General features: G+C 63.3%; 26 protein-coding genes. 1 reads left to right on the top strand and 25 read right to left on the bottom strand.

Features of this window, described 5'->3' with window-relative positions:
• Positions 1-192 precede the first annotated feature (192 nt).
• The 18 genes from ACQZ5F_RS08360 to ACQZ5F_RS08445 form a co-directional block, all read right to left on the bottom strand.
• On the bottom strand, positions 193-1746 hold the full coding sequence (locus ACQZ5F_RS08360) for a Do family serine endopeptidase (RefSeq protein WP_046798679.1): 1554 nt from the start codon (positions 1744-1746) through the stop codon (positions 193-195).
• Between the two features lie 154 nt (positions 1747-1900).
• Complete coding sequence (locus ACQZ5F_RS08365) at positions 1901-2368, bottom strand: cytochrome c-type biogenesis protein (RefSeq protein ID WP_046798678.1); 468 nt, start codon at positions 2366-2368, stop codon at positions 1901-1903.
• A gap of 125 nt (positions 2369-2493) precedes the next feature.
• A complete protein-coding gene (locus ACQZ5F_RS08370; RefSeq protein ID WP_225340061.1) occupies positions 2494-4485 on the bottom strand; it encodes a heme lyase CcmF/NrfE family subunit in 1992 nt (663 codons plus the stop codon).
• Positions 4482-4994, bottom strand: a complete 513-nt coding sequence (gene ccmE, locus ACQZ5F_RS08375) for a cytochrome c maturation protein CcmE (protein ID WP_046798676.1) — start codon at positions 4992-4994, stop codon at positions 4482-4484. Before ccmE ends, ACQZ5F_RS08370 begins: the two co-directional genes overlap by 4 nt.
• Positions 4991-6154 (bottom strand): c-type cytochrome biogenesis protein CcmI, encoded by a 1164-nt coding sequence (ccmI, locus tag ACQZ5F_RS08380; protein WP_225340082.1) that lies wholly within the window; start codon positions 6152-6154, stop codon positions 4991-4993. Before ccmI ends, ccmE begins: the two co-directional genes overlap by 4 nt.
• A gap of 160 nt (positions 6155-6314) precedes the next feature.
• Positions 6315-6743, bottom strand: coding sequence for a membrane protein (locus ACQZ5F_RS08385; protein ID WP_046798949.1), 429 nt, complete (start codon positions 6741-6743; stop codon positions 6315-6317).
• A gap of 104 nt (positions 6744-6847) precedes the next feature.
• Entirely contained in the window at positions 6848-8248 is a 1401-nt protein-coding gene (locus tag ACQZ5F_RS08390; protein ID WP_046798674.1) for a sensor histidine kinase, read from the bottom strand.
• Positions 8238-8909, bottom strand: a complete 672-nt coding sequence (locus ACQZ5F_RS08395; protein WP_003509815.1) for a response regulator transcription factor — start codon at positions 8907-8909, stop codon at positions 8238-8240. The genes ACQZ5F_RS08390 and ACQZ5F_RS08395 overlap by 11 nt, the downstream gene beginning before the upstream one ends.
• 91 nt (positions 8910-9000) lie before the next feature.
• Entirely contained in the window at positions 9001-9255 is a 255-nt protein-coding gene (locus tag ACQZ5F_RS08400) for a hypothetical protein (RefSeq protein WP_003497070.1), read from the bottom strand.
• A 136-nt stretch (positions 9256-9391) separates the two neighbouring features.
• On the bottom strand, positions 9392-9598 hold the full coding sequence (locus tag ACQZ5F_RS08405) for a hypothetical protein (protein WP_046798673.1): 207 nt from the start codon (positions 9596-9598) through the stop codon (positions 9392-9394).
• A 34-nt stretch (positions 9599-9632) separates the two neighbouring features.
• Complete coding sequence (locus tag ACQZ5F_RS08410; protein WP_448730555.1) at positions 9633-13433, bottom strand: baseplate multidomain protein megatron; 3801 nt, start codon at positions 13431-13433, stop codon at positions 9633-9635.
• Between the two features lie 17 nt (positions 13434-13450).
• The gene (locus tag ACQZ5F_RS08415) at positions 13451-13885 is read right to left on the bottom strand and encodes a C40 family peptidase (RefSeq protein ID WP_448730554.1); all 435 of its coding nucleotides are present in this window, start codon (positions 13883-13885) and stop codon (positions 13451-13453) included.
• On the bottom strand, positions 13882-14766 hold the full coding sequence (locus ACQZ5F_RS08420) for a DUF2163 domain-containing protein (RefSeq protein ID WP_448730553.1): 885 nt from the start codon (positions 14764-14766) through the stop codon (positions 13882-13884). Before ACQZ5F_RS08420 ends, ACQZ5F_RS08415 begins: the two co-directional genes overlap by 4 nt.
• Complete coding sequence (locus ACQZ5F_RS08425; RefSeq protein ID WP_448730552.1) at positions 14763-15401, bottom strand: phage distal tail protein, Rcc01695 family; 639 nt, start codon at positions 15399-15401, stop codon at positions 14763-14765. The genes ACQZ5F_RS08420 and ACQZ5F_RS08425 overlap by 4 nt, the downstream gene beginning before the upstream one ends.
• A gap of 44 nt (positions 15402-15445) precedes the next feature.
• On the bottom strand, positions 15446-16027 hold the full coding sequence (locus tag ACQZ5F_RS08430; RefSeq protein WP_448730551.1) for a phage tail tape measure protein: 582 nt from the start codon (positions 16025-16027) through the stop codon (positions 15446-15448).
• A gap of 99 nt (positions 16028-16126) precedes the next feature.
• Entirely contained in the window at positions 16127-16339 is a 213-nt protein-coding gene (locus tag ACQZ5F_RS08435; protein ID WP_046798666.1) for a rcc01693 family protein, read from the bottom strand.
• The gene (locus ACQZ5F_RS08440; protein ID WP_052817621.1) at positions 16336-16695 is read right to left on the bottom strand and encodes a gene transfer agent family protein; all 360 of its coding nucleotides are present in this window, start codon (positions 16693-16695) and stop codon (positions 16336-16338) included. Before ACQZ5F_RS08440 ends, ACQZ5F_RS08435 begins: the two co-directional genes overlap by 4 nt.
• Positions 16695-17102 carry a phage major tail protein, TP901-1 family gene (locus ACQZ5F_RS08445; protein WP_052817619.1) on the bottom strand — a complete coding sequence of 136 codons (408 nt, stop codon included), beginning with the start codon at positions 17100-17102 and terminating at the stop codon, positions 16695-16697. Before ACQZ5F_RS08445 ends, ACQZ5F_RS08440 begins: the two co-directional genes overlap by 1 nt.
• 94 nt (positions 17103-17196) lie before the next feature.
• On the opposite strand from ACQZ5F_RS08445, the gene ACQZ5F_RS08450 reads away from it, so the two are divergent.
• Positions 17197-18396, top strand: a complete 1200-nt coding sequence (locus ACQZ5F_RS08450) for an MFS transporter (protein WP_225340059.1) — start codon at positions 17197-17199, stop codon at positions 18394-18396.
• 7 nt (positions 18397-18403) lie between these two features.
• On the opposite strand, the gene ACQZ5F_RS08455 is transcribed toward ACQZ5F_RS08450, so the two are convergent.
• The 7 genes from ACQZ5F_RS08455 to ACQZ5F_RS08485 form a co-directional block, all read right to left on the bottom strand.
• A complete protein-coding gene (locus ACQZ5F_RS08455) occupies positions 18404-18799 on the bottom strand; it encodes a DUF3168 domain-containing protein (protein ID WP_052817615.1) in 396 nt (131 codons plus the stop codon).
• A complete protein-coding gene (locus ACQZ5F_RS08460; RefSeq protein WP_225340058.1) occupies positions 18796-19131 on the bottom strand; it encodes a phage head closure protein in 336 nt (111 codons plus the stop codon). Before ACQZ5F_RS08460 ends, ACQZ5F_RS08455 begins: the two co-directional genes overlap by 4 nt.
• A 3-nt stretch (positions 19132-19134) precedes the next feature.
• The gene (locus ACQZ5F_RS08465) at positions 19135-19704 is read right to left on the bottom strand and encodes a head-tail connector protein (protein ID WP_225340057.1); all 570 of its coding nucleotides are present in this window, start codon (positions 19702-19704) and stop codon (positions 19135-19137) included.
• Positions 19705-19804: 100 nt separating this feature from the next.
• Positions 19805-21073, bottom strand: a complete 1269-nt coding sequence (locus tag ACQZ5F_RS08470; protein WP_225340056.1) for a phage major capsid protein — start codon at positions 21071-21073, stop codon at positions 19805-19807.
• 36 nt (positions 21074-21109) lie between these two features.
• On the bottom strand, positions 21110-21682 hold the full coding sequence (locus tag ACQZ5F_RS08475) for an HK97 family phage prohead protease (RefSeq protein ID WP_225340055.1): 573 nt from the start codon (positions 21680-21682) through the stop codon (positions 21110-21112).
• Between the two features lie 29 nt (positions 21683-21711).
• Complete coding sequence (locus tag ACQZ5F_RS08480) at positions 21712-22032, bottom strand: DUF6107 family protein (RefSeq protein ID WP_312361077.1); 321 nt, start codon at positions 22030-22032, stop codon at positions 21712-21714.
• A gap of 195 nt (positions 22033-22227) precedes the next feature.
• A complete protein-coding gene (locus ACQZ5F_RS08485) occupies positions 22228-23394 on the bottom strand; it encodes a phage portal protein (RefSeq protein ID WP_225340053.1) in 1167 nt (388 codons plus the stop codon).
• Positions 23395-23470 lie beyond the last annotated feature (76 nt).

A 23470-nucleotide genomic window follows, 5' to 3' on the forward strand; every position in this document is an offset into this window, starting at 1 on the left:
GGTCGGATGAGGGGGCAACCTCGCGATCTATCGCTGACGTCGCCCCCTCATCCCGCTGCCGCGACCTTCTCCCCCTCGGGGAGAAGAAACAAGCGGCACACGCTCGCTCCATATTCTTTGTCCCGCCTTGAGGCGAGACACATTCCGTGGCGATGCCGGGTCCCAAAAGAACCGGCATCGTCATTCAAATCATCAGCCCTGGTCGATATCCAGAGCGATGAAGCGGCTGCCGTCGTCCGTCTGGATCTGGAACAGCGCCTTGGAGCGTCCGTCCTTCTTGGCCTGTTCGAGGATCTTCTCGATATCGGCGGCGGAAGCGACCTGCTGGTTGTTGACGGAGGTGATCTTCTCACCCGTCTTCAGGCCACGGGCGGCGGCGTCGCTGTCCGGATCGACATCGGTGATGGCAAGGCCGTTGCCGTCATCGGCGGGCGAAACCGTCAGGCCGAGGCTGGACAGCACCTTCTCGCTGGAAGACTGGCTGCCCTTGTCGTCGTTCTGGGCAGGCGTTGCCTTGGAGGCGTCGTCGCTTGCCAGATCGCCAAGCGTCACGGTTACCGACTGCGATTTACCACCGCGCCAGAGCGAGATTTCAACCTTGGCATTGGGGGCCATGCCACCGATGCGGCGCGACAGGTCGCGGGCATCCTTGACCGGCTCGCCATTGACGGCGGTGATGATATCACCCTGCTTGATGCCGGCCTTGTCGCCCGGCGAACCGGACTGCGGCGAGACAACGAGCGCACCGCTTGCTTCGGAAAGACCGAGAGATTCGGCGATATCCTTGCTGACGGGCTGGATCTGCACGCCGAGCCAGCCGCGTTCGACCTTGCCGTCCTTCTGCAGGTCGGCAATCACGTCCTTGGCGACCGATGCGGGGATGGCGAAGGCGATGCCGACATTGCCGCCGGAGGGCGAGAAGATCGCGGTATTGATGCCGACGACTTCACCGTTGAGGTTGAAGGCGGGGCCACCCGAGTTACCACGGTTCACGGCAGCGTCGATCTGCAGGTAGTCGTCATAGGGGCCGGAGCCGATATCGCGGCCGCGGGCGGAGATGATGCCCGATGTCACCGTGCCGCCGAGACCGAAGGGGTTGCCGACGGCGACGACCCAGTCACCGACGCGGATCTTGCTGTCATCGGCGAACTTCACATAGGTGAACTTGCGGTTCACATCGACCTTCAGCAGCGCCAGATCGGTGCGCGGATCACGGCCGACGAGCTTGGCATCGAGTTCGGTGCCGTCATTCATCACGACCGTATAGGCGGAACCGTCATCGACAACGTGATTGTTGGTGACGACGTAACCGTCTTCGGAGATGAAGAAGCCCGACCCCTGAGCGACCGGGCGCAGCGGGCCTTTGCCGTCACGGTGGCGATTCGGGCCACGCTCTGAACGGTCCTGATTGGGGCCGCCAAATTCCTTGAAGAAGCGCTTCAGCGGATGATCGTCCGGCAGCTGGTCGAGACCACGGCCGCCGAAATTGAAGGAGAAGTTGCTGGAGTCATCGGAAGCGGGCTGCACATTCGACTGGACGCGAACGGAGACGACGGCGGGCGAAACCGCATCAACCACATTGGCAAAGCTCGGAACCTGCGGCGCAGTCACTTCGACGGGTGCTGCAAGCGAATGAGCGATCGGTGCGGCGATGCCGGTCGAAAGCATCAGCGCGGCAAGGCCGCCGACGGTCGTGGCCTTCAGAGCCGTTTTCAGCGAGGAGCGTCCGTTTTGAGAGTGAGACATTGGTACCTTCTTTCTTCATTCAGACTGGAGCCCGTTTGACCGGGGAGAAGCGGTGGATGATGAAGATATAGGAGGCAACACCTTACGGCGAAGTGTCTGACGAATGAAAAATCCGTAATGTTGAAAAAGAACCGAGGGCCGACATGGAAACCGGTTATTTTTCAATGAGATTACGAATTCTCTCTTCTTCGTCCGCGCTCAGTTTTTGCGGCCTCTCCTGCGTTGCCCGGCGGCGCGAAAAGACGAAAACAGCGAAAATGCCCACAAGTGTAAGACCGACGGGCGCGCCCCACAAAAGCACGGTGCGAAGGCTGAGGCGCGGTTTCAGGAGCACGAACTCGCCATAACGCGACACGACATAATCGATGACGGCCTTGTCGCTATCGCCCTGAACCAGCCTCTCACGCACCAGGACGCGCAGGTCACGCGCAAGCTCGGCGTTGCTGTCATCGATAGACTGGTTCTGGCAGACCATGCAGCGCAGCTGAGACGTCAGGTTGCGGGCGCGCTGTTCCAGCACGGGGTCTTTCAGTACCTCGTCGGGGTTGAAGGCGAAGGCCGGCGAGGCTGCAGCGAAGATGAGGGTGAAAAGAAGCCCGAGCGCCACCACACACTCCCTCATTCCTGTGCCTGTCACAGGAATCCAGCGAGCCCAAATCCTCGGGCTGGAAGGTCTCTCTCGCCGCGCAGACGCGCGTCGGCTGGATTCCTGTGACAAGCACAGGAATGAGGGTAGCAAGGCCACACTCATTCCGCCGCCTCCGGCATCGCAGCCCGTACAGGCTTCGCCTTGCGATTGGGTGCCCCCACCCTCAAACGCCGGTCGGATAGCGAGATGAAGCCACCCACCATCATGAACAGCGTGCCGCCCCAGATGCACAGGATGAAGGGTTTCCACCAGATGCGCACCACCATGCCGCCATCGGCCATGGGGTCGCCAAGCGAGACATAAAGCTGGCTGAGGCCGAAGGTCAGGATGCCGGCTTCCGTCGTCGGCATGCGCCGCGCGGTATAGAGCCGCTTGGACGACCAGACGTCACCCACCTCGACCCCCGCCTTGCGCACGGTGAAATGGCCGCGATCCTCGGTGAAGTTGGGGCCGACGGCGTGGCGGATACCATCAAAGGTGAGGCTGTAACCGCCCGCTTCCGCCACCATGCCCTGTTTCATTTCCAGAACGGTTTCGGTCTCGTAGGTGGTGACGATGACGATGCCAAGCACGGTAATGCCGACGCCCATATGCGCGAGCGCGGTGCCGAAGGCAGAGCGCGGCAGGCCCTTTAAACGGCGGAATGCAATGCCGAAGGCCAGTTTGCCGAAATTGGCGCGATACCAGAGATCGGCAAACGCACCGAAAATCAGCCAGAAACCGGCGGCGATGCCGAGTGCCGCCAGCACCGGGCCGCCATTTTCCACGTACCAGAGCGCCAGCCCGGCAAGGGCTGCAATGGCGGCGGCCACATAAAGCCGCTGGAATGCACCGAGAAGATCGCCGCGCTTCCACGCCAGCATCGGCCCGAACGGCGTGACGATCAGGATCGGGATCATCAGCAGGCCGAAGGTGAGGTTGAAGAACGGCGCGCCGACCGAGATTTTTTCACCCGTCAGGGTTTCCAGAATGAGCGGATAGAGCGTGCCGATCAGCACCGTGGCGGTCGAGACCGTGAGAATGAGATTGTTGAGGACGAGTGCCCCTTCGCGCGAGATCGGCGCAAACAGGCCGCCGACCTTCAGCGACGGCGCGCGCCATGCAAAGAGCGCGAAGGCCCCACCGATGAAGATCGTCAGAATGCCGAGGATGAAGATGCCGCGGCTCGGATCGGTGGCGAAGGCATGCACCGAGGTCAAGACGCCGGAGCGGACGAGGAAGGTGCCGAGCAGCGACAGCGAAAAGGTCATGATCGCCAGAAGCACGGTCCAGATTTTCAGCGCCTCGCGCTTTTCCATGACGAGCGCCGAATGCAGAAGCGCCGTTCCGGCAAGCCAGGGCATGAAGGAGGCGTTTTCCACCGGATCCCAGAACCACCAGCCGCCCCAGCCGAGTTCATAATAGGCCCAGTAGGACCCCATGGAGATGCCGGCGGTCAGGAAGGTCCAGGCGGCAAGCGTCCATGGCCGCACCCAGCGCGCCCAGGCGGCATCGATGCGGCCTTCCAAAAGCGCCGCAACGGCGAAGGAAAAACAGACGGAAAAGCCGACATAACCGAGGTAAAGCATCGGCGGATGGATGGCGAGACCGAAATCCTGAAGGATGGGGTTGAGGTCCTGCCCCTCGGCCGGCACCGGTGACAGTCTCAGAAACGGATTGGAGGTGAGCAGGATGAACAGCAGGAAGGCGACGGAAATCCAGGCCTGTACGGCCAGAACATTGGCTTTGAGCGTTTCCGGCAGATTGCGGCCGAAGGCGGCGACGAGCGCGCTGAAAAACACCAGAATGAGCAGCCAGAGAAGCATGGAGCCTTCATGGTTGCCCCACACGCCGGTCAGCTTGTAAAGCATCGGCATCAGCGAATGGGAGTTTTCCCAGACGTTGCGCACGGAAAAATCCGAGACCGCGTAGGCCCGCGTCAGCGCCGCGAAGGAAAAGCCCACCAGCAGGAACATCATGACGGAGCCAAGCGAGGCGACATCCATCAGCGCCCGGTCGTTGCGGCGCGCACCGATAACCGGCAGCGTCGAGACAATCAGCCCCACACCGAGCGCCAGAACCAGAACATAGTGGCCGATCTCGTTGATCATTTTGTCGCTCCGGTCTTCTCAGCAGAGGCGGCGCCGGCTGATGGCGTTGCGGCGGCGGGGTTCTCGCCATCGCCGCCATGCTGCCACAGGCCCTTGTCCTTCAGACGGTCGGCCACTTCCTTCGGCATGTAGTTCTCGTCGTGCTTGGCCAGCACGCTGTCGGCCACGAAGCCACGCGTCGCGACATCGAACACACCTTCGGTCACAACGCCCTGCCCTTCGCGGAAAAGATCGGGAAGGATGCCGGTGTAGCTGACGGGCACATTGGCCTCGCCATCCGTCACGGTGAAGCTCACCGTGCGGCCCTCGCCGCGCTTGATCGAACCTTCCGCCACCAGACCGCCGAGACGGATGCGGGTGCCGGGATTGACGGGCGTCTTTTCCAGATCGGCAGGCATGTAGAAATAGGCGATGGACTGGCCGAAGGCGAACATGACGAGCAACACGGCTGCAACGATGAAGCTCATGCCGCCGCCGATGATTGCCAGACGTTTCTGTTTGCGGGTCATTGCGTCACTCCCTGCGGCGCGGCATCCTGTTGCCCGTTTGTGCGGATCGGTCCGGCGGAAACGCCCAGTTCCTTCGCCAGCGCCAGCAGCTGCCTGCCCTGCTCACCCTCCGGCGGGAAGGCTTTCAGCCCCGCCCGAAGAGCCTCTCCGGCCTTGGCTTCATTCTTCAGCACCGAATAGGCGCGCACAAGCCGCACCCATCCTTCAAAATCGGCCGGGTTTTCCTTCAGCTTGGCGTCGAGGCTTGCCACCATGCCCTCGATCATCGCCTGCCTGTCGGTGGCCGTCATGTCATTCGCAGCCGCCATATCCTGCGCGGTCGGACCGGGCGTGGCTGGGGCCGTCTCGCCGCCGGTGCGGGCGATATGTTCGCGAACCAGCGGCAGCCAGGGTGCGCCAGCCGGCGCATCGGCCTCCAGCGCCGCAAAGGCCGCACGTGCCTCGTCCGCCTTGCCCGCCTGTTCCAGCGACAGCGCCAGATAGAAGCGCGCGCGCGGATTGCCTGACTTCAGCTTCTCGGCCTCAGCAAAGGCGTCACGTGCTGCCTCGATGACGATGCCGTCATTGCCGGCCACCAGCGTTTCGCCAAGGCCCGTCAGCCGCTCGGCGCTGGGTCCCAGAATACGAAGCGCATTGCGATAGGCAAGCTCGGCATCGCCAAGCCGCAACGTCTTGAAATAGATCGGGGCCAGAATATCCCAGCCGGCGCCGTCATCCGGGTTCTGCGCCAGATGCCTCTCGGCGCGGGCGACCAGCAGGTTCATGTCATTGCCGGGCTTTTCAAGACGTGCCTCGAGCGGCATGTCCGGCACTTCCGGACTGCCGTTCCAGACGTAAAGACAGAGCCCGAGTGCAGGCAAAAGAACGGTGATGAGGCTTGCAGCGAGATTGTGCCGGCGCGGCCGGTCCTGCCTGCCCTGCTGCTCCTCCGTCTCGGCGGCGGCAAGCAGGCGGCGACCGATTTCGGCGCGGGCATAGTCCGCCTCGGTTTCGCCGATCAGACCAGCCGCACGCTCGCGGTCCAGTTCGGCCAACTGGTCGCGGTAAACGGCAACCTCACCGTCGCGGCGCGTCTCAGGCGCCTCGGTCTTCCGCATCAGCGGGTACATCAGGACGACGGCGACAGCCGCCGTCAATATCGCAACGACAATCCAGAACATAAGGCTCAATTACTCGAATGCGCGGCACATGGAAACATGAAGCACGGGGATGACGTGAATTTGAGACATCACGCCGCACCGCAAGCCCTGTTTCGGCTGTTCCGCCGTGCCTTTTCTTGTCATCGGCAGAGGTCGGTGACCTTGATTTACGTCAAACTCGTCAGGTCAAAGGCGACCAGCTGCCATCGGCATTGCGGCAGGCCGCGCCGCGCACCTTGGTTTCGCGTCCATCCATGGTGAGGGTGTGCGAATATTGCCGGCAGTTCTGATTGCCCACCTGATAGGGCGCATTGGCAACCACCTGGCCCTTGGCATCATCGCCGTTCCAGGCAACGGGCGTGCCGACAGGCGCCGTTTCCAGCGCCTTGTATTCCGCCTCCAGCGCCTTGGTCTGATCGCCCCTGTCGAGCTGCACGCCGCTTCGCCCGACAATGCCGCCCTCAAGATTGGCAAGGAAAGGCGTCGAAGGCTGCGCCGAGCGACCGAACAGGCCGCCGCCCGCCGGGCGGGTGCCCGTGGTGGTGCAGGCGCTCAGCATCGAAACGCACAGGATCGAGAGAAGTGCCGGGCGTGACACCAGCGAACGCATCGTCACGGAGCGACAGCCATCATACACGTCAACCAAACCCTGTCCTCTTCCTACCGCATCGCACCTAATATGCTACCATTGAATTTCTTGCTTTTTTTCTTGCCTCACGCAAGCTCTTTCGAAAGGCCCGGCAAAATCAGATCGGCTTTCAGCCCGCCGATGGCGCTACGCGACAGCGAAAAGCGGCCATGGTACTCTGACACCACCTCGGAAACGATCGACAAGCCGAGCCCCGTGCCCGGACGGCTCTCATCAAGCCGCCGGCCGCGCTTCATTGCCTCGCTGATCTGTTCCGGCTCCAGCCCCGGCCCGTCATCCTCAACCGTCAGCTCCACCCATGAACGGCGGCCGATTTCGGCATCGGAGGAAGGGTGCGTGCCGGTGGCAAGCGTGACGACCACTCTGGTCTGCGCAAAACGTGCGGCATTTTCCAGAAGGTTGCCGACGACCTCTTCCAGATCCTGCTGCTCCATGCCGAGTACCGCGCCCGGTTGCTCGAAATTCAGCACGAACTGTTTTTCCGGGTTCAGGCGGCGCATCACACGCACCAGCCGTTCCAGCGCCGGTTCGGCTTCCACGCGAGCAAGGATCGAGCCGCGCTGGGCGGCGATGCGGGCACGGGAAAGGTAGGATTGCACCTGCGCCTGCATGGCGTCGGCCTGCGCACGCACCAGATCGCCATGCTGCGGCTCCAGCGTGCGGGCCTCGTTCAGAAGAACGGCAATCGGTGTTTTCAGCGAATGCGCGAGATTGCCGACCTGCATGCGGGCACGCTCCACAAGCCGGCGGTTGCTGTCGATCAGCGCATTGACTTCATTGGCCAGCGGCTGGATTTCACGCGGGAATTCACCTTCGAGGCTCTCCGCCTCCCCGCCTCTTATCTTGCCGAGCGCGACGCGGGCCTGATCGAGCGGCCGCAGACTGTAGAGAATGGCAAGGCCGTTGACGACGAGACTGCCGACACCAAAGACGGCCAGCGCCAGATAGAGGCTGTTGGAGAAATCGCGCACATCGTCTTCCACGACATTCAGATTGCCGGAAACGCGGAAACGCGCCGCCCGCCCCTCACCGTCAAGCACCACTTCCGTTTCCGCCACGCGCACCTTGTTGCCGGCCTCGTCGGTAACCGCATAAAAGCGCTCGTATCTGTTGTCGAAGGGTGCGTCGAGAATGCTCGGCACCGGCAGCGTCGACACGCCGAGCGAAGAAGAAACCAGCGGCGCGGTCTGGAAATTGCCGAGTGGCTCGACAACCCAGTACCAGCCGGTATCAGGCTGCGAAAACCGGAGATCGCCAAGCTGCGGGCTGCCGGCCAGCGTATTCTCGTTGGAAATCGTCACGGAGTTGATGACGTTATAAAGCTGCGCCCGCAGAAGGTCGGTGAAGCTGCGCTCCACCCCCTGCCGGTAAAGCGTCGAAATCACGACGGCGATCACCACCAGCGCCAGCGCCGACCAGGCAGACGCGAGCAGAAGAACGCGGGCGGTAAGGGAATTACTTCGCATCTGCCGGCGCTTGCATCCGGTAACCGAGACCACGGATCGTCTCGATCAGATCAACCCCGAGCTTCTTGCGCAAACGTCCGACAAACACCTCGATCGTGTTGGAATCGCGGTCGAAATCCTGATCGTACATATGTTCGACCAGTTCCGTGCGCGAGACGACCTCGCCCATGTGATGCATGAGATAGGACAGCAGGCGGAACTCGTGCGAGGTGAGCTTCAGCGTCGTGCCGTTGACGGTCGCCTTGGAGGATTTAGTGTCCAGCCTGACCGGGCCGCAGACCAGTTCGGAGGAAGCGTGGCCGGCGGCGCGGCGGATGAGCGCGCGCACGCGGGCAAGCACTTCTTCCACATGGAAAGGCTTCGTGACGTAATCGTCGGCGCCGGCATCGATGCCTGCTACCTTGTCGCTCCAGCGATCGCGGGCGGTGAGGATGAGCACAGGCATGGCCTTGCCGGCCGCACGCCATTTTTCAACGACAGTGATACCATCCAGCTGCGGCAGGCCGATATCGAGGACGATGGCGTCATAGGGTTCGGTATCGCCGAGATAATGCCCTTCCTCGCCGTCAAATGCCTGATCGACAACATAACCGGCCTCTTTCAGCGCATCGGTCAGCTGACGATTGAGATTGGCATCATCCTCAACCACGAGAATACGCATTGTCCGCCCTTTCCTGTGTCCCGGCCCGCCTGCGTTCCGGTCATGCTAAGTGTCTCGGTTTGTTTTCCGATATTTCGGCGATGCGGGCAAGCTACATCGGCACGCGCATCGTTACCTTGCGCGGTCGCTCACCATTGCCCTGGACGAGAACGGTGACGACACAGGACTGACCATCACCGGAAGGATAGACCGAAAGAAGCTGGCCACCGGTTTCGCGCACAACACGGGCGACGGCTGCGCCGCAATCGCTGGCGGCCAGAATGTAGTGGCCCTGCAGATCAGCCTCGGGCGCCGTGAAACCGGAAAGCCCGGCTGCAAGCGTCGCGATGATGAGAGGTGATGCCATTCTACAAACTTCCAAAAACCGGGTGCGTCTCGAACCTTATTGTGACCGAATATGTAGCGCAAAGCGTCTGAATGGCAAATGAATGCTACCCCCGCCGCCAGGAGCTGCGGCGGGGGTACTGCTGCTGCGGTAATCGTCAGCGGATGGCGCGGGTTGCCGAAAGACGGCCATAAAGTGCGATCAGGCCGCCAATTCCGCCCGCAACCGTTACCAGTCCTTCGGCCAGCTCGCCGTGCAGGCCGGCCGGCAGATCGAGGCCGGCAATGCTGAAAAGCGGCGCAAAAACCGCAATCAGCGCCCCCCAGATCGTGCGTGATTGATACCATGCCTTGGTGCTGTCCATTCTCTCATCCTTTGCGTTGTTTTTCAGGCAGTTGTCAGAGCGGGAGAAAGGCTTGCGCCGCCACTCCCAGAGGCACCGCGCGGCCGAGCTGGCGGACACGCACGGAAATGTGATCCCGCAGGACCGGGAAATCTGTGAGTTCGGCCGAGACAGGGTAGAACCAAAGGGGTTCGGAGACCTCCGCCATTCGTTTTACGGCCTCGCCTTCCAGCACCTCCAGACGATATCGCTCGAAAGGCTCGTCCAGCGGGATGTCGCTCGCATCCCAGCCATCGGCCTCCATCCGGCTCCGGCGCTTCCATCGGATCAGCACGCCATCCTTTTTCCGTTCGGCGGAAAGATGCACCGGGCAAAGCGGCATCTGCGCCCGCAACCCACCCTCGAAGGCGAAAGGCCCGGCCGAAGCGCCCGCCTTTCCTGCCGCCTCGACGATCCAGTTCAGCCGCCGCCCACGCTCGCTCGCGGCAAGGCCGAGTGGCTGTACCGCCGCGTCCAGCATCACCGCCGGTGCGCCTGCGGGCGCGCCGGCAACCAACGCATCTTCCGTGCCCGCCAGCCCGCGCAGGAGGACGGAGAGCCGCCAGCGCTTGGGCGCAATTTCTTCGGCCTTTGCGAAAGCGACGATCTCCCAGACGCCGTTTGCGGCCTTGATTGCGATGCGGTTCTCGCCGTTCAGCACCGACAGTTCGTTTGCCGAGCCGAGCCCACCGAAGGGCAGGTCGATCAGGACGGTATTCTTCCGGTCGAAACGGCCCGAGGGGCCGGGCAAAAGCGGCATTGTCAGTGCCCCGATCATGGCCGGATGATCGAGCACGGCGCGTTGCCGATAACCTTCCGTGCCCGAGGATGCGGAAACGAGGATTGGCCGCCATGGCCTTGCGAAGGCTGCGATCCGCGCCGAACGCTCCGGCGCGACGCCATCATGGTACGGCAGGTCGAGAAACAGCACTTCCGGGGCAAAACCCTCAGCACCGCTTGCACTGCCGGCGCGCCGCTCATCCACCACGCCGGCAAAAGCCGAAACAGCTGCGGAAAAGGCGCGTGCCTCCACCTGCCGCACCGCGCCATCCTCGATCCGGCTGACCAGAAACCGGCCTGGCGGAGCCTGCGGCAAGGCGTCCTCCAGCAGACGGATGCAATCACCGGGTTCGAGGGTTATATCGGCGGGCGGCAGGGCAAAACGCACGGTGCGCCGCGCCTGACGGTTGTCTCGCAGCACCGCTTCGACGGCGGCTTGCGCCGTTTCCGCCGGCAAGGCGGCGTTGAGGTCGAGCCGCATCACCCGGCTGCCGGCATTGTCGATGCGGCGGGAACGCGCGCTCGCCTGTTCGTAGTCCAGCGTCGGATTGAACGAGGTCAGCACGGCTTCAGCGGCGAAATCGCTGTCATGACCGCGATTTTCCGACCAGAGCGGCTCGTCATCGAGATCGGCAAGCACGGAAATATCTCTGACGGGCAAAACTGCCGTATTGCGTGAACGGAAGCGCAGGGTGCCGCCGTCCTCCGCCACATCCAGCTGAAACGCCGCCATCAGCGGCTCCAGCAGGTTGCGGGCCGAGGTCACGTCGCCCTGCACGTACCCGGTCATGTCGCCGCTGACGGCGGAGACGTCGAAAGCGGAAAAGCCGTGATCGGTGAGGATGGCGGCGATGGTATCGGCAAGCGTCGCCGTTCCCAGCCGGCCATTCAACCAGTGGCCGGTGCGCCAGTTGCCGCCATCACTCCACACAGCGCCATTCTGCGGAAAGGCGGGAAAGGGTCGCGCATCCCAGGTCCAGAGATAGACCCGGTTTTTATCCACCATCGCCGCATCGCCTTGATCCCAATGGTCGAGATGCGCTTCCAGAAACCGCCGCTGCTGGCTGTCTGCCCGGTTCCGGCGGGAGAAATAGGGATAGGCGTTTTCCGCCGATTTTGGATCGGGAAAGACATTCGGGCGTGCAGCACTCTTGTCCACCGCCGGGCAGCCGAGTTCGGTGAACCAGATCGGCTTCGAGCCCGGCACCCATGCGGTGGGTGTCGATTTCTCCACACCCCGCACCCGGTCGTAATGGAGGTTTTCCCACCAGTTCCCGATGTCCTTGTAGCGAAAGACCCATGGCTTTTTGCTCAGCCCGTCGGTGATGGGCGTGCGTCGCCGCGCGGCGCGGTCGGCATCGCTGGCATAGTACCAGTCGAAACCCTCACCCGCCGTGATGGCGCGGCGAAAGGCGCTGGCGTCATCAGCACCGGCCATGCCATCCGGATTGCCGTTTGCTGCGTCTTCGTCGCGCCAGTCGGAGAGCGGCATGTAGTTGTCGATGCCGATGGCGTCGATATCATGGCTCGCCCAGAGCGGATCGAGATGGAAAAACACATCACCCGAGCCATCCGCCGGCTGATGGCCGAAATATTCGCTCCAGTCCGCCGCATAGGTCAGCTTCACCGCCGGTCCCATGATGGCGCGTACATCGCCCGCCAGCCGCACCAGTTCCTCGACAAAGGGGAAGGCATCGTTCTCATCGCGCAGGCGCGTCAGACCACGCAGCTCGGAGCCGATCAGGAAAGCATCCACCCCGCCCGCCTTGGCTGTCAGGGCCGCATAATGCAGCACCATGCGGCGATAACCCTCATCGCGGTGGCAAAACCGCTCAACCTCCCTGCGCGCCGCAGCATTGCGGTCGGGAGAGCCGGGCCTGCCGGGTGCCGGAAAACAGGTGATGCGCCCGCGCCAGCCATAAGCGTCCTGTTCGCCCTTGCCATAGGAATCCGGCAGACCATTGCCGGCGGGCACATCCATCATCACAAAGGGATAAAGGCAAACCTTCAATCCACGAGACTTGAGGTCGGCTATCGCCTGCAGCACGCTTTCATCATCAGGCGTGCCGCCATAGGCCGGGCCGCCGCCATGATGGCTGACCGGATGCGCCTCACCGCGCGGAAGGCCGGCAACCGACCATGGCGCCGTTTCGCCATCGCGGGCCGCCACTTCCACGCCGGGCAGAATGCGGCATTCGCCCGCCCGCATATCCGTGCCGAACCAGCTCACCACCAGCGCCACGCTTTGCAGATTGGGGCAAAGCGCCTGCAATTCGTCGATGGCCGCCTGCCAGTCCGTGGCTGCGGTCAAGCCGTTGCGGTTCATGATGCGGCTTTGCCCCATGCCGGTGCGCTCGGAAACCGGCACCGTTGCGTAACCATGCTCGGTTGCCCCAGGAATGACGGTGATGGCGCGGATCGACTTTTCCAGCCGGCCAACGGGCCGCACCACCTCGAACTGCATCAGCGGAATACGATTGCCATAGGCGTCGAGCGGCAGGCGCTCGAACACCACATAGGCCAGCCCGCGAAAGGCCGGGGCGTTGCCGCTGCCCTGTTTTGCCTCGATCAGCGGATCGGGCAATTGCGTTTCGCTGCCGGGATAAAAACGCATCTCGATGCCGCTGAGATCAACTTCGCGTCCATCGGCCCAGATGCGCCGCACCATGGCCGCCTCGCCTTCGCAAAGGCCAATGGCGAGATTGGCGAAATAACGATAGGTTTCAACCTTCGGGCCGCGATTGCCCTTGCCGCCGCGCCGCTCCACCTCGATGCTTTCTTCAAACCGCGTCGCCCAGATCAGCGTGCCGCCGATCCTCGCCGTGCCGTAAAGCCGGTTGACCGCCGCCCCTTCGTCCGCGCCCGGAATACGCGCCGTCGAAAGCCGTGCGCCCGAGACGGTTCGCCCGCTGGACAGCAATGCGCGGTCGACGGCATTGCCCGCCAGTGCACCCGCCGCCTGGCCAATGATGGCGCCCACGGGGCCGAAAATGCCGCCCAGCGCCGCACCCGCCGCCTGAAAAACTATGGTCGCCATGGTCGCCTCGAGACGTTTCAGAGATCGGGAAAACGGAAGGTGCCGGCGATGCGCCGTTTCCAGCCCGGCACCAGCGCGGAACACACCACCGCCGCCTGTTCATAGGCGTGGATGAAATGCTGAGGCCCGGCGAGGATGCCGAGATGTTTCGCCGGCGCATCGGCCCGCCAGCGAAACAGCAGCAGGTCGCCCGGCTGCGCCTGTTCCATGCCCGGCAGTGGAACAAAGTGGCGCTTTGCCGCGCCCATCAGCCGGTCTTCACCGGCGCGCTCGGCCCAATCAGGCGCATAGGGCGGCAGCAATTCCGGCTCCGCGCCGTAAAGTTCACGCCAGATGCCACGGACGAGGCCGAGGCAATCGCAGCCGACATCCTTTGACGAGGCCTGATGCCGGTAGGGCGTGCCGATCCAGCCCTGCGCCACCGCCAGCACTTTTCCTCCGGTGTCATTCATGGAAACAGTGCCGTGCCATCATGGGTCTGGCCGCCGCTCGCGTAAGAATAGGCGAAATCCGCCCCCGGCAGGTGCGGAAAGCCCCTGAAATTCAGGTGATTGGAGAATTTTGCCCTGCACGTGCCGAAACTCTTGTCGCAGCCGGCGGTGATGGAAAAGCCGTCTCCCGGCAATGGCATCCGTTCCGGCGAAAGCCAGAAGGACAGAAGCGTACCGCCGTCGCGCCGCGCGTGGACGTCGAGATCAAAACTTTTGCCGGCGAGTGTACCGCTTAGAAACCGCAACTTTCCCCGACTGAAAAAACCGTCAGTGAAAGCGTCAAGCCCCAAGACCAGCAGATTGCCCGCCGCATCCACCGCCACCACGCTGCCATTGCCGGTAAACCGCGAAAGATTGACGCCGCAGCGCCGGTCACCAAGTGTGGCATCGCAACCCCGCCCATAAACCCGGCCCTGCGGCTGGCCGAGGCGATGGGCAAGGCTGCGCAGTTCGGCGCGAAACGCCCCGCCGGCCCGCATCACTTCGCCGATTTCGCGGATGGAGAGCAGCACATGCTCATCCGGCACCTGCCAGTTGACGAGAAAAAGCTCCACTCTCGCGCCATCGAAACGGCCTTTGGCGAGATCATCTTCCGAAATCGCCTCGCTGGAAAAACCGCCAGCCACCTCGCCGGTGCTCGCGCCCAGCCCGGTTTCGCTTTCGCTGTCGCTCGCCCCGAAACCGCTGGCGGCCAGATAGGCCGTTCCGGCAAAGGAGAGCGTCTCGTCGTGGTCGGTAAAGCCGATCACGACGCCATCCTTCAGTGTCACCTTCCAGCAATGGCAGGTGGTGGTGGCATCGCCCTGCAGATGTGTGGCAAGGGCGGGAGGAACGGTCTTCATGGCAGGATTTCCATCAATGGAATGGAGGGAATGCGGCCCGCCTCGAAGGCGGTGAGATTGACGTCGATGCGATCGATCGCAAAGCGCACCGGCACGTCGAATTCGAAACCAGCACGGATCGCCGCACCGGCAGATGGAAGCTTGCCGGTACGAAACGCCACCACGCCGGTTACATGATCCACCGACACATCCGAAGGCGGGACACGCACGCCCTCGACCGAAACGAAGACAGACCCTTCGACCGGCTTTTCCACCCGCCTGATGAAGGCGCCGCCGGCATCGGCATAGGTTTTCACCAGCTGAAACTGCGCCGTTGCGCCGTCACCGGTGCCGATCCTCTGATCTGTGGTGGCGGGTGCCCCGCCTGGCGGGCAGGATTTGCAATCGACGGGATCACGAAAGCGGAAACCATAAAGCTCACCGCGCCGCGCCTCAAAAAAGGCGAGCACCTCGTAAAGATCGGCCACCGAACGGATGCCGGACCCGGCGTCATAAGCGCGCCGCGCATTCTTCCAGCGCTGGTTGCGGCTCTCCCGGCCATTGGAAAGATTGACGATATCGGTCCGTCGCACCGGCCCACCGCTCACACCGAGCGCCAGCCTCAGCGGAAACCGCACTTCATGAAATGCCGCCATGTCGTTGTTCCACGAATCTTTTTGCTGTGTTGAAAGGTCGATGGTCACAAACCGCGCTGGCCACGCCCGACGCTGCGCGCCAGCATGGCGGCGATCTGGCCTTCGCTTTTTCTAAAACTCACCGCATCGGTGGCCGTCACATTGAAGACGATCTGCGCACCGCCACCGCCCGCCGGAGCCGCCACACCCAGCGCGCCGTCCGAGCCACGCTTCAGCGGCAGGATCGCCTCCGCTCCCGCCTCACCCATCAGGCCGAGCCCACCGCCTATCGGAAAGAAGGCAGGGCTGGACACCACGCCGCCATCGGCAAAAGGCGTGATGCTGCGCCCCGGCACCCCGCCATCGGCAAAGGCAAACAAGGAGCCGCCACCGTTCAAAAGCCCGCCAACCGCATTGCCGATCATATTCTCCAGCGGCTTCAAACCGGCCGAAAGCGCCATGCCGGACAGGCGTTCGCCGAGCCCGCGCAACACATCATCCAGCCCCTTGCCACCCATCGTTGCCGCCTGCAGGGCGCTGGTCAAAGCCGCCCCGAACCGCTCGGAGCGCTTTTCTAGATCGCCCATCACATCCGCAAGCGCCTCAGCCTCCTCGCGGTTCTCCGCAATCGATCTTTCGCCTGCCATCGCGCTTGCCTTTCTGATTCAAATCGGAACGATAGGTTTTTGAATTGTCTGGCCGTTTTCACAAAAAAAGCCCCGCTTCCGCAACGAGACAAGTCCACCTCACCCGTCCGGAAACAGCCGCATCATCGCCTCCATCGCCTGACGATCGGGGCTGCGGGAGATGGCGCGTGCGCCACCCGTCATCGCGAAAAACTCCCTTGGTGTCAGCCGCCAGAAGGTTTCAGAAGAAAGCCGCAGCAGGCAGAAGCCGGCATGGATGACCGCCTCCCAGGGAAAAGGGCGCGGTCTCGCTTCGCCTGCTGCGGCGCTCAAGGGTCCGGCTGTGTTTCTCCTTTCGGGCCGCCGAAGGTGGCGGTCAGAAGATCGGCGACCATCGCGGCATGGCCTGCAATGCCACCCTCGGCGGTCGCCATCGCCACGTCCTCATCGGAAAACGTGTTGCCGGCGCCACGCAGGCCCGCACCGATGACCCGGATCATGTCGGCGGCCTTCATGCGCCCGGTCGCGAAGCGTTCAGCGAGTGCGGTGAGATCATCAGCCTGAAAGGCGGTTTCCAGTTCGGCGAGAGCGCCGAGCGTCAGGCAAAGAATGCGCCTTTCGCCGTCGATCAGCGCCTCGATCTCGCCGCGATGGCGGTTCGCCCGCCCATAACGTAAACCCTGCGGCATCACAGCGCTCCGAATGTGAGAGAACCGGCAGATTCCAGCGCGATCTCAAATTGCACCTCGCCATCATGGCGGCCGGAATATTCAAGCGCGACGATCTGGAACGGTCCGGTCACGGTACCAAAATCGGGGATGACGATCTGCCAGCCCGGAATGGCGCCTGTGAAAAACGCACTGCGTACCAGCGCGTCACTCCCTCCGTCCTTGAAGATGCCGGAGGCCGTCAGCGACGCCCGCTGCACGCCGGCGCCGCCCAGAAGCTCGCGCCAGCGCCCGGCGCTTTCGCCATCGGTTATGTCCACGGCCTGCGCGTTGAAGGCCAGCCGCTTTGTTCTCAGTCCTGCCACGGTCACATAGGAACCGGCATTGTTGATCTTCAGCAGCAGGTCCTTGCCCTTCTGCGCCACCATGGGTGTTCTCCTTATGGTTTGGATTGATGTTGCCGGGTCGCAATCGGCCTGCTACCAATTATTTCCTCCGCATCTCGCACCCGCGATTTTCATCATGTCCGAAGCCGCCCCCTTCCCGTCCCGCGCGCGCCTTATCGGCGTGCTTGCGGTTGGGCAGATCATCAGCTGGGGCAGCGGGTTCGACATGCTGGCCGTGCTCGGCCCACGGATTGGACGCGATCTCGCCATCGCCAACGAGGTGGTTTTCGCCGGCCTCACCGTGATGATGACAATCAGCGCGCTCTGCGGCCCGCTTCTGGGAAGAACGCTGGTGCGCCACGGCGCGGCACCCGTGCTCGTGGCGGGTTCATTGCTGTTTGCCGCCGGTTTTGCCGTGCTCGCCTTTGCGGGCGGTGTGGCGAGCTATCTGCTCGGCTGGGCCGTGATCGGTTTTGCCGCCACCTGTGGTTTGACGACAGCGGCCCATGCCGCGGTGGTGGAGCGTGTCGGTGCAGAAAGCGGCCGGTTGCTGACGCTGCTGATGCTGTTTACCGGACTTTCGGCAGCGGTTTTCCTGCCGGTCACCGCGCTTGCCGACCAGCATCTCGGCTGGCGCGGCACGCTTGTCGCCTATGCGTGTCTACAGCTCCTGGTGCTTCTGCCTCTCTACGTCTTCGTTCTTCCCGGGCGGCCGGCCCGCAAGGCCACGGGTTCGCGGGAGGTGGCCGGGGCTTTGCCCCCGCCCGTCGATACACGCCGCGCCTTCATGCTTCTGGCTGCAATGACGACGATCAGCGCGTTTACGACCTTTGGCCTGTCACCGCTCCTGCCATTGTTGCTGGTTCAGGCCGGGGCAACGCAATCGCTGGCCGTGCAGCTGGCATCGGCGCGCAGCTTGCTTGCGATCACCGCGCGCGGGCTGGATTTCCTGCTCGGCAAACACGGCAACCCGTTCGTCACCGCCATGATCGGCTTCTGTCTGCTGCTCCTGTCGCTCATGCTGTTGCTGGCCTTTGCGCCGGCCATGCCGGCTTTCATCGGCTTCATCGTATTCTTCGGTTTTGGCGCAGGCGTACTCACCGTCAGCCGGGCAGTGTTGCCGCTGGCGGTGTTCTCGCCGGAAGAATACGGCCTTCAGGCCGCGCGTATCTCCCTGCCGCAAAACCTTGCCATCGCCTTTGCGCCTGTTATCTTCACGCTGGCGCTGGATCGCGGCGGGGTCTCGGCCATGCTGACCATCGCCTCCGTGCTTATCAGCATTTCGTTTGTGCTGCTGATCGTACTTTGGAAAACCATGCGCAGGCAGGCTTCCTGAAACGGCGCTATTCCGTTACCGCGCGGAAACGCATGTCCGCGATGAAGTTCCGCGACTTCGGTTCGCGCCGCGAGCGGCAGGAGCGCAGTTGCAGGTTGACCAGCGAGACATTGGCGAGCGGAAGGGCGGCATCATCGAGCAGGGTTTTCACCCTTTCAGCGATTTCGCCCGCCTGTTTACGGCCGGCGGCATCGCTGCAGATTTCCAGCGACAGGAAATGCTCCTCGGCTTTTTCCGTCGCGGTGGAATAATCACGGCTTTCAAGTTCGCCGATGACGATGCAGGGCATAAGCGCGCGCGGCAAAAGCCGGTCGACGATGCCGCCCGATGTCAGCGCCATGAGCACCGCATCGCCCGTCAACCTTGCAAAAACCGCCTTCAGAAGTGCGTTTGCAGCGCTCACGGGCTTTCCTCCTCGCAGCGGCAGACGATGAAGCGGCGGGTCTCGTCCGGGTCCATCACCGTGCGGATGCCCAAAATGCGCCGGGCCTTGCGAAAGCGCATGCCAGCCGCGATATCGCTGCGCCAGGCCAGCCAGACGCGGTGGGTGATCGTCACACCCTCGGCCGAGGCCCGCTCATGGGACGCCTCCGAAACCGGTTCGATCGCCGCCCAGAGAGAGCGCAGGACATCCCAGCTTTCCAGCGCCCCGCCCTGCCCGTCCGGCGTCTCTGTTCGCATTTCCAGCTCCAGCCGCGCCGTCAGCTTGCCGGGATCGAGAAAAACGAGGTTCATGGCTCAAAGCCCCATGCGGCAGAAGGGCGAAACCAGCCGCTCGTAACCGGCCGGAACCGCCGCCGGCTGATTTTCCAGGGCGACGGCGCCGCGAAAGGCAAACATCTGGGCCACATGCATCAGCATTGCGCGTTTCAGCGTATCCGGCACATCCGTCCCGGCCTCGCCGTAGCCGGCGATGAAGTCGATCTCGATACCGTTCATCACCCGTCCGGGGGCCAGCGGATCGCGCAGCCACAGCCTTGCCGGACGGGCTGCGCCATCCAGCAATTTATCGGCGGCGGTGATATTGATCTCGCGCCCGTCACTGCCAAAAACCAGAATCGTTTCGATGGTTTGCACCGGTCCCTTGCCAATCAGAATCACACCCGTCTGCGGCCATCGGTCGAGATAAAGCCGCCATGTCTGGCGCAGCAGGCAAAGGCCGGTCACCCGCTCCAGATGCTCGCGGGCGGTGCGGATGAGCGCGGCAAGAAGCACATCTTCGTCGCCGCTATCGAGGCGCAGATGCGCCTTGACCTCGGCAAGGGTCAGCGGCTCCGCCTGCGGCGGATTTATAAGGGCGTAGGTCATGAGGTCTCCGGGATGACGCAATTGCGGGCTGGATGAGCGAGCGGGTGCAACAAGTTTCTTCTCCCCATGGGGGAGAAGAAACGAGCGGCACCGTCGAGGGTCAATTCACCCCGAATTTCACCAGCTTGATCGCCTCGAAATTCTGTACGCCGCCGCCCACGCGCTTGGTGGTGTAGAACAGCACATAGGGTTTGGCCGAATAGGGATCGCGCAGGATGCGCACACCGGTACGATCGACGACGAGATAACCGGAGCGGAAATCGCCAAAGGCGATGGCGAAGCTGTTGGCCGCGACATTCGGCATGTCTTCCGCCTCCGTCACCGGAAAGCCCATCAGCGATGCGGGCTGGCCGGCGGCGGCGGGCGGATGCCACAGGTAAGCGCCGGTCGTATCCTTGAAGCGGCGCAGCGTCGATTGCGTCTTGCGGTTCATCAGGAACGCGCCGTTCTGGCGGTGGCCGGCCTTCAGGCCATAGATGGCATCGAGCAGCACATCCATCGGCCCTGCGGAAGCGAAACCGGCCGAAACACCGGTTGCGACATAACCGATATTGCCCCAGCTCCAGCTGTCATTGGCAACGGATGTATAGGAGAGAAAACCCTTCGGTTTGTTGACACCGTCACCGGCAATGAAAGCGGCCGCCTCCTGTTCGGCAAAGGCGATATCCACTTCCGAGGCGATCCACGCCTCGACATCGACAGCCGCGTCATCCAGCAGCCCCTGGGTCGCGGCCGGCATGGCATAAAGTTCCATGGTCGGGAAAGAAAGCTCCGACAACTTGGGTGTCGCCGTTTCAGGACGGGCCGCGGTTTCGGAGACCCAGCCGGTGGCCAGTCCGCCAGCGGCGAAGGGTTTCTTCAGCACGGCCGTGGACACCTGCCGCACGGTGGCGAGCGCCCGGATCGGTGAAATCGCCGTCATGCGCCGGCCAATCTCGCCATCCGTCTCGGTCGGCACCAGAAAGCCGCCATCGGCACCGCTCGATCCGGCAAAGGCCTTGGCCTCCAGATCGCGCAGCGCGCCCTCCTCGCCCCGGCGAATATAGGCCTCGAAGGCGGCCTTGTGTTCTTCGGCATCGTGCGATAGCGCATCCTTGCGGCCAAGCGCAGGCCGCGCCTTCCTGAGCGCCAGATCGTCCATGATCCTCCTGTTATCGTCGAGCGCCCTGTCGATACGGTCGAGCTTGTCGCGGGTCACGACATCCGCGCCCATCTTGCGTTCGATATCGGCAAGCCGCTGGTCGTTGGTTTCGCGGAAAGCCTCGAAGGCCTCCATGAACTCGTCGAAGGCCGCCGTCATCGTGTCGGGCACGGCCTTTACCTGCGGAGCGATGCTCATCGTCGCCGGTTTCGTCATCTGGTCTGTCATGTCGCCATCCTTGTTTCGAAAATGCGTGTCGGGAAGTCAGCGTTTGAAGGCGGTGTCGAACAGCGAGCGGGCGGCGCGGCGCATGCTGCGCACCAGTTCGGTCTCGCGGTCACGGAAGAAGCGGGCATGTTTGACGTCGGACACCCGCGCCGAAGGCAGCATCGGAAAGGTCACGACCGAGATTTCCCAGAGATCGGCTTCCAGGATGCGCCGCACACCGGAACGTTCGGCCTTGCCCGAGCGAACGGTGCGAAAGCCGATCGACAGCCCGTCCAGCGCGCCGGTCTTCATCAACGAATGCACCTCGCAGGAGCGGGCGACGCCGGGGGCCAGAACGCCCTCGACATAAAGCCCGCGCTCGTCCTCGCGGATGGTGCGCCAGGCGCCGATCGGCTCGGCCGGATCGTGCTGGTAGAGCATGCGGATGCCGGCCGCTCCCCGTTCCTCGATGGAGCGGCGGAAAGCGCCGCGCTCGATCACGTCGCGGCCGAGATCGACCTCGCCGAAGACACTGGCATAACCGGAAAACGTGCCGTCGCCGGCGATGCCGCGCAGTTCCAGACTGGCGAATTTGCGCGTGGCGGGGCGCGGCCCGCGATAGGCGTGCATGGGTAACTCCTGCGATTTAAAGAGAAATATCAGGCGCGCGGGCGTGTGCCGTAGTGGCTGGCCACCCGCACCATCACGCCCAGCCCCCACCAGGCCATCATGCTGGCGGCGGCGGAGCCCGCCACCATGATTTCCCGACCGGAAAGCGCGCCGGCAATGTCGAGCTGCTGCACGATCCACAGGCCGATCGGCCCGCCGAAGATCATGCCGCAGGACACCCCGGTGATGAAACGGCTCGCCGCTTCGCGTTTGCTTTTCGGCAGCAGATAGACGAGCGACACGCCGGCACCCGCGACGGCGCCGGTGATGCGGGCGGCCCAGATGCCGGCCTCATTGGCAAATTCAGACATGGGTAATCATTCCGGTTTAGGATGTTGCAATCGGGCGAACGCACCGCGTCGCCCGCAGGCGCTGTTTGCGCGCCTGCGATGGGTGATTTCACGAGTCTTCGGAAAAGCTTGGGCGGAACACCTCACAAAAAGAATCCGCCACTTCAGAAAATGGTTCAGCAGAAACAGACGGATGCGAGAGCGCGGTTTCTCCGCTCAGTAACCGACGGCTTCGCGTTTTTCCTCGTCGCTCAGAAACGAGGCCGCACCGATGCGGCTCCAGAGCGCATCCCGCTCGCCGGCAAGCCCGGCGATCTTGTCGAGGTCCGGTTCCAGACGCAGCCCCGCGCCGAAGACCGGCGTGAGCCAGCCGCACAGCCTTGCCGCCGTGCGGTTGACGAGCGGCAGTACGGTGAGGCGATAAAAGGCGCGGTTCGCCTCCTGGTAATTGGCATAGGTGTTGTCGCCGGGAATGCCGATCAGCATCGGCGGCACGCCAAGCGCCAGCGCGATATCGCGGGCGGCTCCGTTGCGTGCTTCCAGAAAATCCATGTCACGCGGTGAAAGGCCCATGGCCTTCCAGTCCAGCCCGCCTTCCAGAAGCAGTGGGCGGCCGGCATTCATCGCGCCCTGATACCCCTCCTCCAGTTCGCGTTTCAGCCGTTCATATTGCTCGGTGGACAGATTGCCGCCCTCCTTCGGCTGATAGACCAGCGCGCCGGAAGGCCGGGCGGAATTGTCCAGCAGGCGCTTGTTCCACTGACTTGCGGCATTGTGCAGATCAAGCGCGGCGCCTGCGGAGGCCAGCGGCGCAAAACCCGCCCGGTCATCCAGCGGATGGAAAAGTTTCAGATGCAGCAGGCCCAGCCCGTCGCGCTCGGCGGCGATGCGCCGTGACGCGCGACCTTCGGCGCGATAATCATAAGCCACCGGCCAGCCATCCGCTCCCTCGACGATACTGACCCGATCCGGCCGCAGCAGATGCAATTCCCGCAAACGCCCGCCGACCGTCAGCGGTTCGACATAGGCGTTTCCCGCCAGCATCAGGTGGCCATAAAGCGCCTCGAAAAAATCCGGCCCGCCCATATGGGCAGCCGGCTTTGTCAAGAGCGTCAGCAACGGATGATCGGCGATTTCCTCGTCGCCATCATAAAGCAGCCAGTTCACCGATGCGGCCGCTTCCGCCACCATGCGGGCGGCCCGGTGCGCCACGGGATTCTTCATGAAGCCTTCGCGGGCGAGCGCGGCATAGGAACGGCCCGACCAGAAGGCCTGTCCGCCCTGCGTCGCCACTGCCATGAAGCCGCCCGCCGTCATTTTGCTTTCAGGCACGGCTCTGCCATCCGCCGGGCGCAGCCACGGCAGGGAAAAGGGAAATCGCATGGAATTGTCCTTGTTTTGATGGCGTGCGGCGGCGTGGCCTGCGGCGGCGCCCGTGTGGGGTTTTCACCGACGGGGT

It is taken from the genome of Agrobacterium sp. 22-210-1 (assembly GCF_053522525.1).

What these genes read in the sequence shown, in the direction of transcription:
- ACQZ5F_RS08430 (WP_448730551.1), bottom strand. Translation starts at nt 16,027, where the DNA reads ATGGCAGGCGAAAGATCGATTGCGGAGAACCGCGAGGAGGCTGAGGCG.
- ACQZ5F_RS08425 (WP_448730552.1), bottom strand. Translation starts at nt 15,401, where the DNA reads ATGGCGGCATTTCATGAAGTGCGGTTTCCGCTGAGGCTGGCGCTCGGT.
- ACQZ5F_RS08445 (WP_052817619.1), bottom strand. Translation starts at nt 17,102, where the DNA reads ATGGTGGCGCAGAAGGGCAAGGACCTGCTGCTGAAGATCAACAATGCC.
- ACQZ5F_RS08415 (WP_448730554.1), bottom strand. Translation starts at nt 13,885, where the DNA reads ATGAATGACACCGGAGGAAAAGTGCTGGCGGTGGCGCAGGGCTGGATC.
- ACQZ5F_RS08460 (WP_225340058.1), bottom strand. Translation starts at nt 19,131, where the DNA reads ATGAACCTCGTTTTTCTCGATCCCGGCAAGCTGACGGCGCGGCTGGAG.
- ACQZ5F_RS08395 (WP_003509815.1), bottom strand. Translation starts at nt 8,909, where the DNA reads ATGCGTATTCTCGTGGTTGAGGATGATGCCAATCTCAATCGTCAGCTG.
- ccmI (WP_225340082.1), bottom strand. Translation starts at nt 6,154, where the DNA reads ATGTTCTGGATTGTCGTTGCGATATTGACGGCGGCTGTCGCCGTCGTC.
- ccmE (WP_046798676.1), bottom strand. Translation starts at nt 4,994, where the DNA reads ATGACCCGCAAACAGAAACGTCTGGCAATCATCGGCGGCGGCATGAGC.
- ACQZ5F_RS08470 (WP_225340056.1), bottom strand. Translation starts at nt 21,073, where the DNA reads ATGACAGACCAGATGACGAAACCGGCGACGATGAGCATCGCTCCGCAG.
- ACQZ5F_RS08480 (WP_312361077.1), bottom strand. Translation starts at nt 22,032, where the DNA reads ATGTCTGAATTTGCCAATGAGGCCGGCATCTGGGCCGCCCGCATCACC.
- ACQZ5F_RS08370 (WP_225340061.1), bottom strand. Translation starts at nt 4,485, where the DNA reads ATGATCAACGAGATCGGCCACTATGTTCTGGTTCTGGCGCTCGGTGTG.
- ACQZ5F_RS08365 (WP_046798678.1), bottom strand. Translation starts at nt 2,368, where the DNA reads ATGAGGGAGTGTGTGGTGGCGCTCGGGCTTCTTTTCACCCTCATCTTC.
- ACQZ5F_RS08400 (WP_003497070.1), bottom strand. Translation starts at nt 9,255, where the DNA reads ATGGCATCACCTCTCATCATCGCGACGCTTGCAGCCGGGCTTTCCGGT.
- ACQZ5F_RS08465 (WP_225340057.1), bottom strand. Translation starts at nt 19,704, where the DNA reads ATGACCTACGCCCTTATAAATCCGCCGCAGGCGGAGCCGCTGACCCTT.
- ACQZ5F_RS08440 (WP_052817621.1), bottom strand. Translation starts at nt 16,695, where the DNA reads ATGCCGCAGGGTTTACGTTATGGGCGGGCGAACCGCCATCGCGGCGAG.
- ACQZ5F_RS08420 (WP_448730553.1), bottom strand. Translation starts at nt 14,766, where the DNA reads ATGAAGACCGTTCCTCCCGCCCTTGCCACACATCTGCAGGGCGATGCC.
- ACQZ5F_RS08475 (WP_225340055.1), bottom strand. Translation starts at nt 21,682, where the DNA reads ATGCACGCCTATCGCGGGCCGCGCCCCGCCACGCGCAAATTCGCCAGT.
- ACQZ5F_RS08390 (WP_046798674.1), bottom strand. Translation starts at nt 8,248, where the DNA reads ATGCGAAGTAATTCCCTTACCGCCCGCGTTCTTCTGCTCGCGTCTGCC.
- ACQZ5F_RS08405 (WP_046798673.1), bottom strand. Translation starts at nt 9,598, where the DNA reads ATGGACAGCACCAAGGCATGGTATCAATCACGCACGATCTGGGGGGCG.
- ACQZ5F_RS08385 (WP_046798949.1), bottom strand. Translation starts at nt 6,743, where the DNA reads ATGCGTTCGCTGGTGTCACGCCCGGCACTTCTCTCGATCCTGTGCGTT.
- ACQZ5F_RS08410 (WP_448730555.1), bottom strand. Translation starts at nt 13,433, where the DNA reads ATGGCGACCATAGTTTTTCAGGCGGCGGGTGCGGCGCTGGGCGGCATT.
- ACQZ5F_RS08450 (WP_225340059.1), top strand. Translation starts at nt 17,197, where the DNA reads ATGTCCGAAGCCGCCCCCTTCCCGTCCCGCGCGCGCCTTATCGGCGTG.
- ACQZ5F_RS08485 (WP_225340053.1), bottom strand. Translation starts at nt 23,394, where the DNA reads ATGCGATTTCCCTTTTCCCTGCCGTGGCTGCGCCCGGCGGATGGCAGA.
- ACQZ5F_RS08360 (WP_046798679.1), bottom strand. Translation starts at nt 1,746, where the DNA reads ATGTCTCACTCTCAAAACGGACGCTCCTCGCTGAAAACGGCTCTGAAG.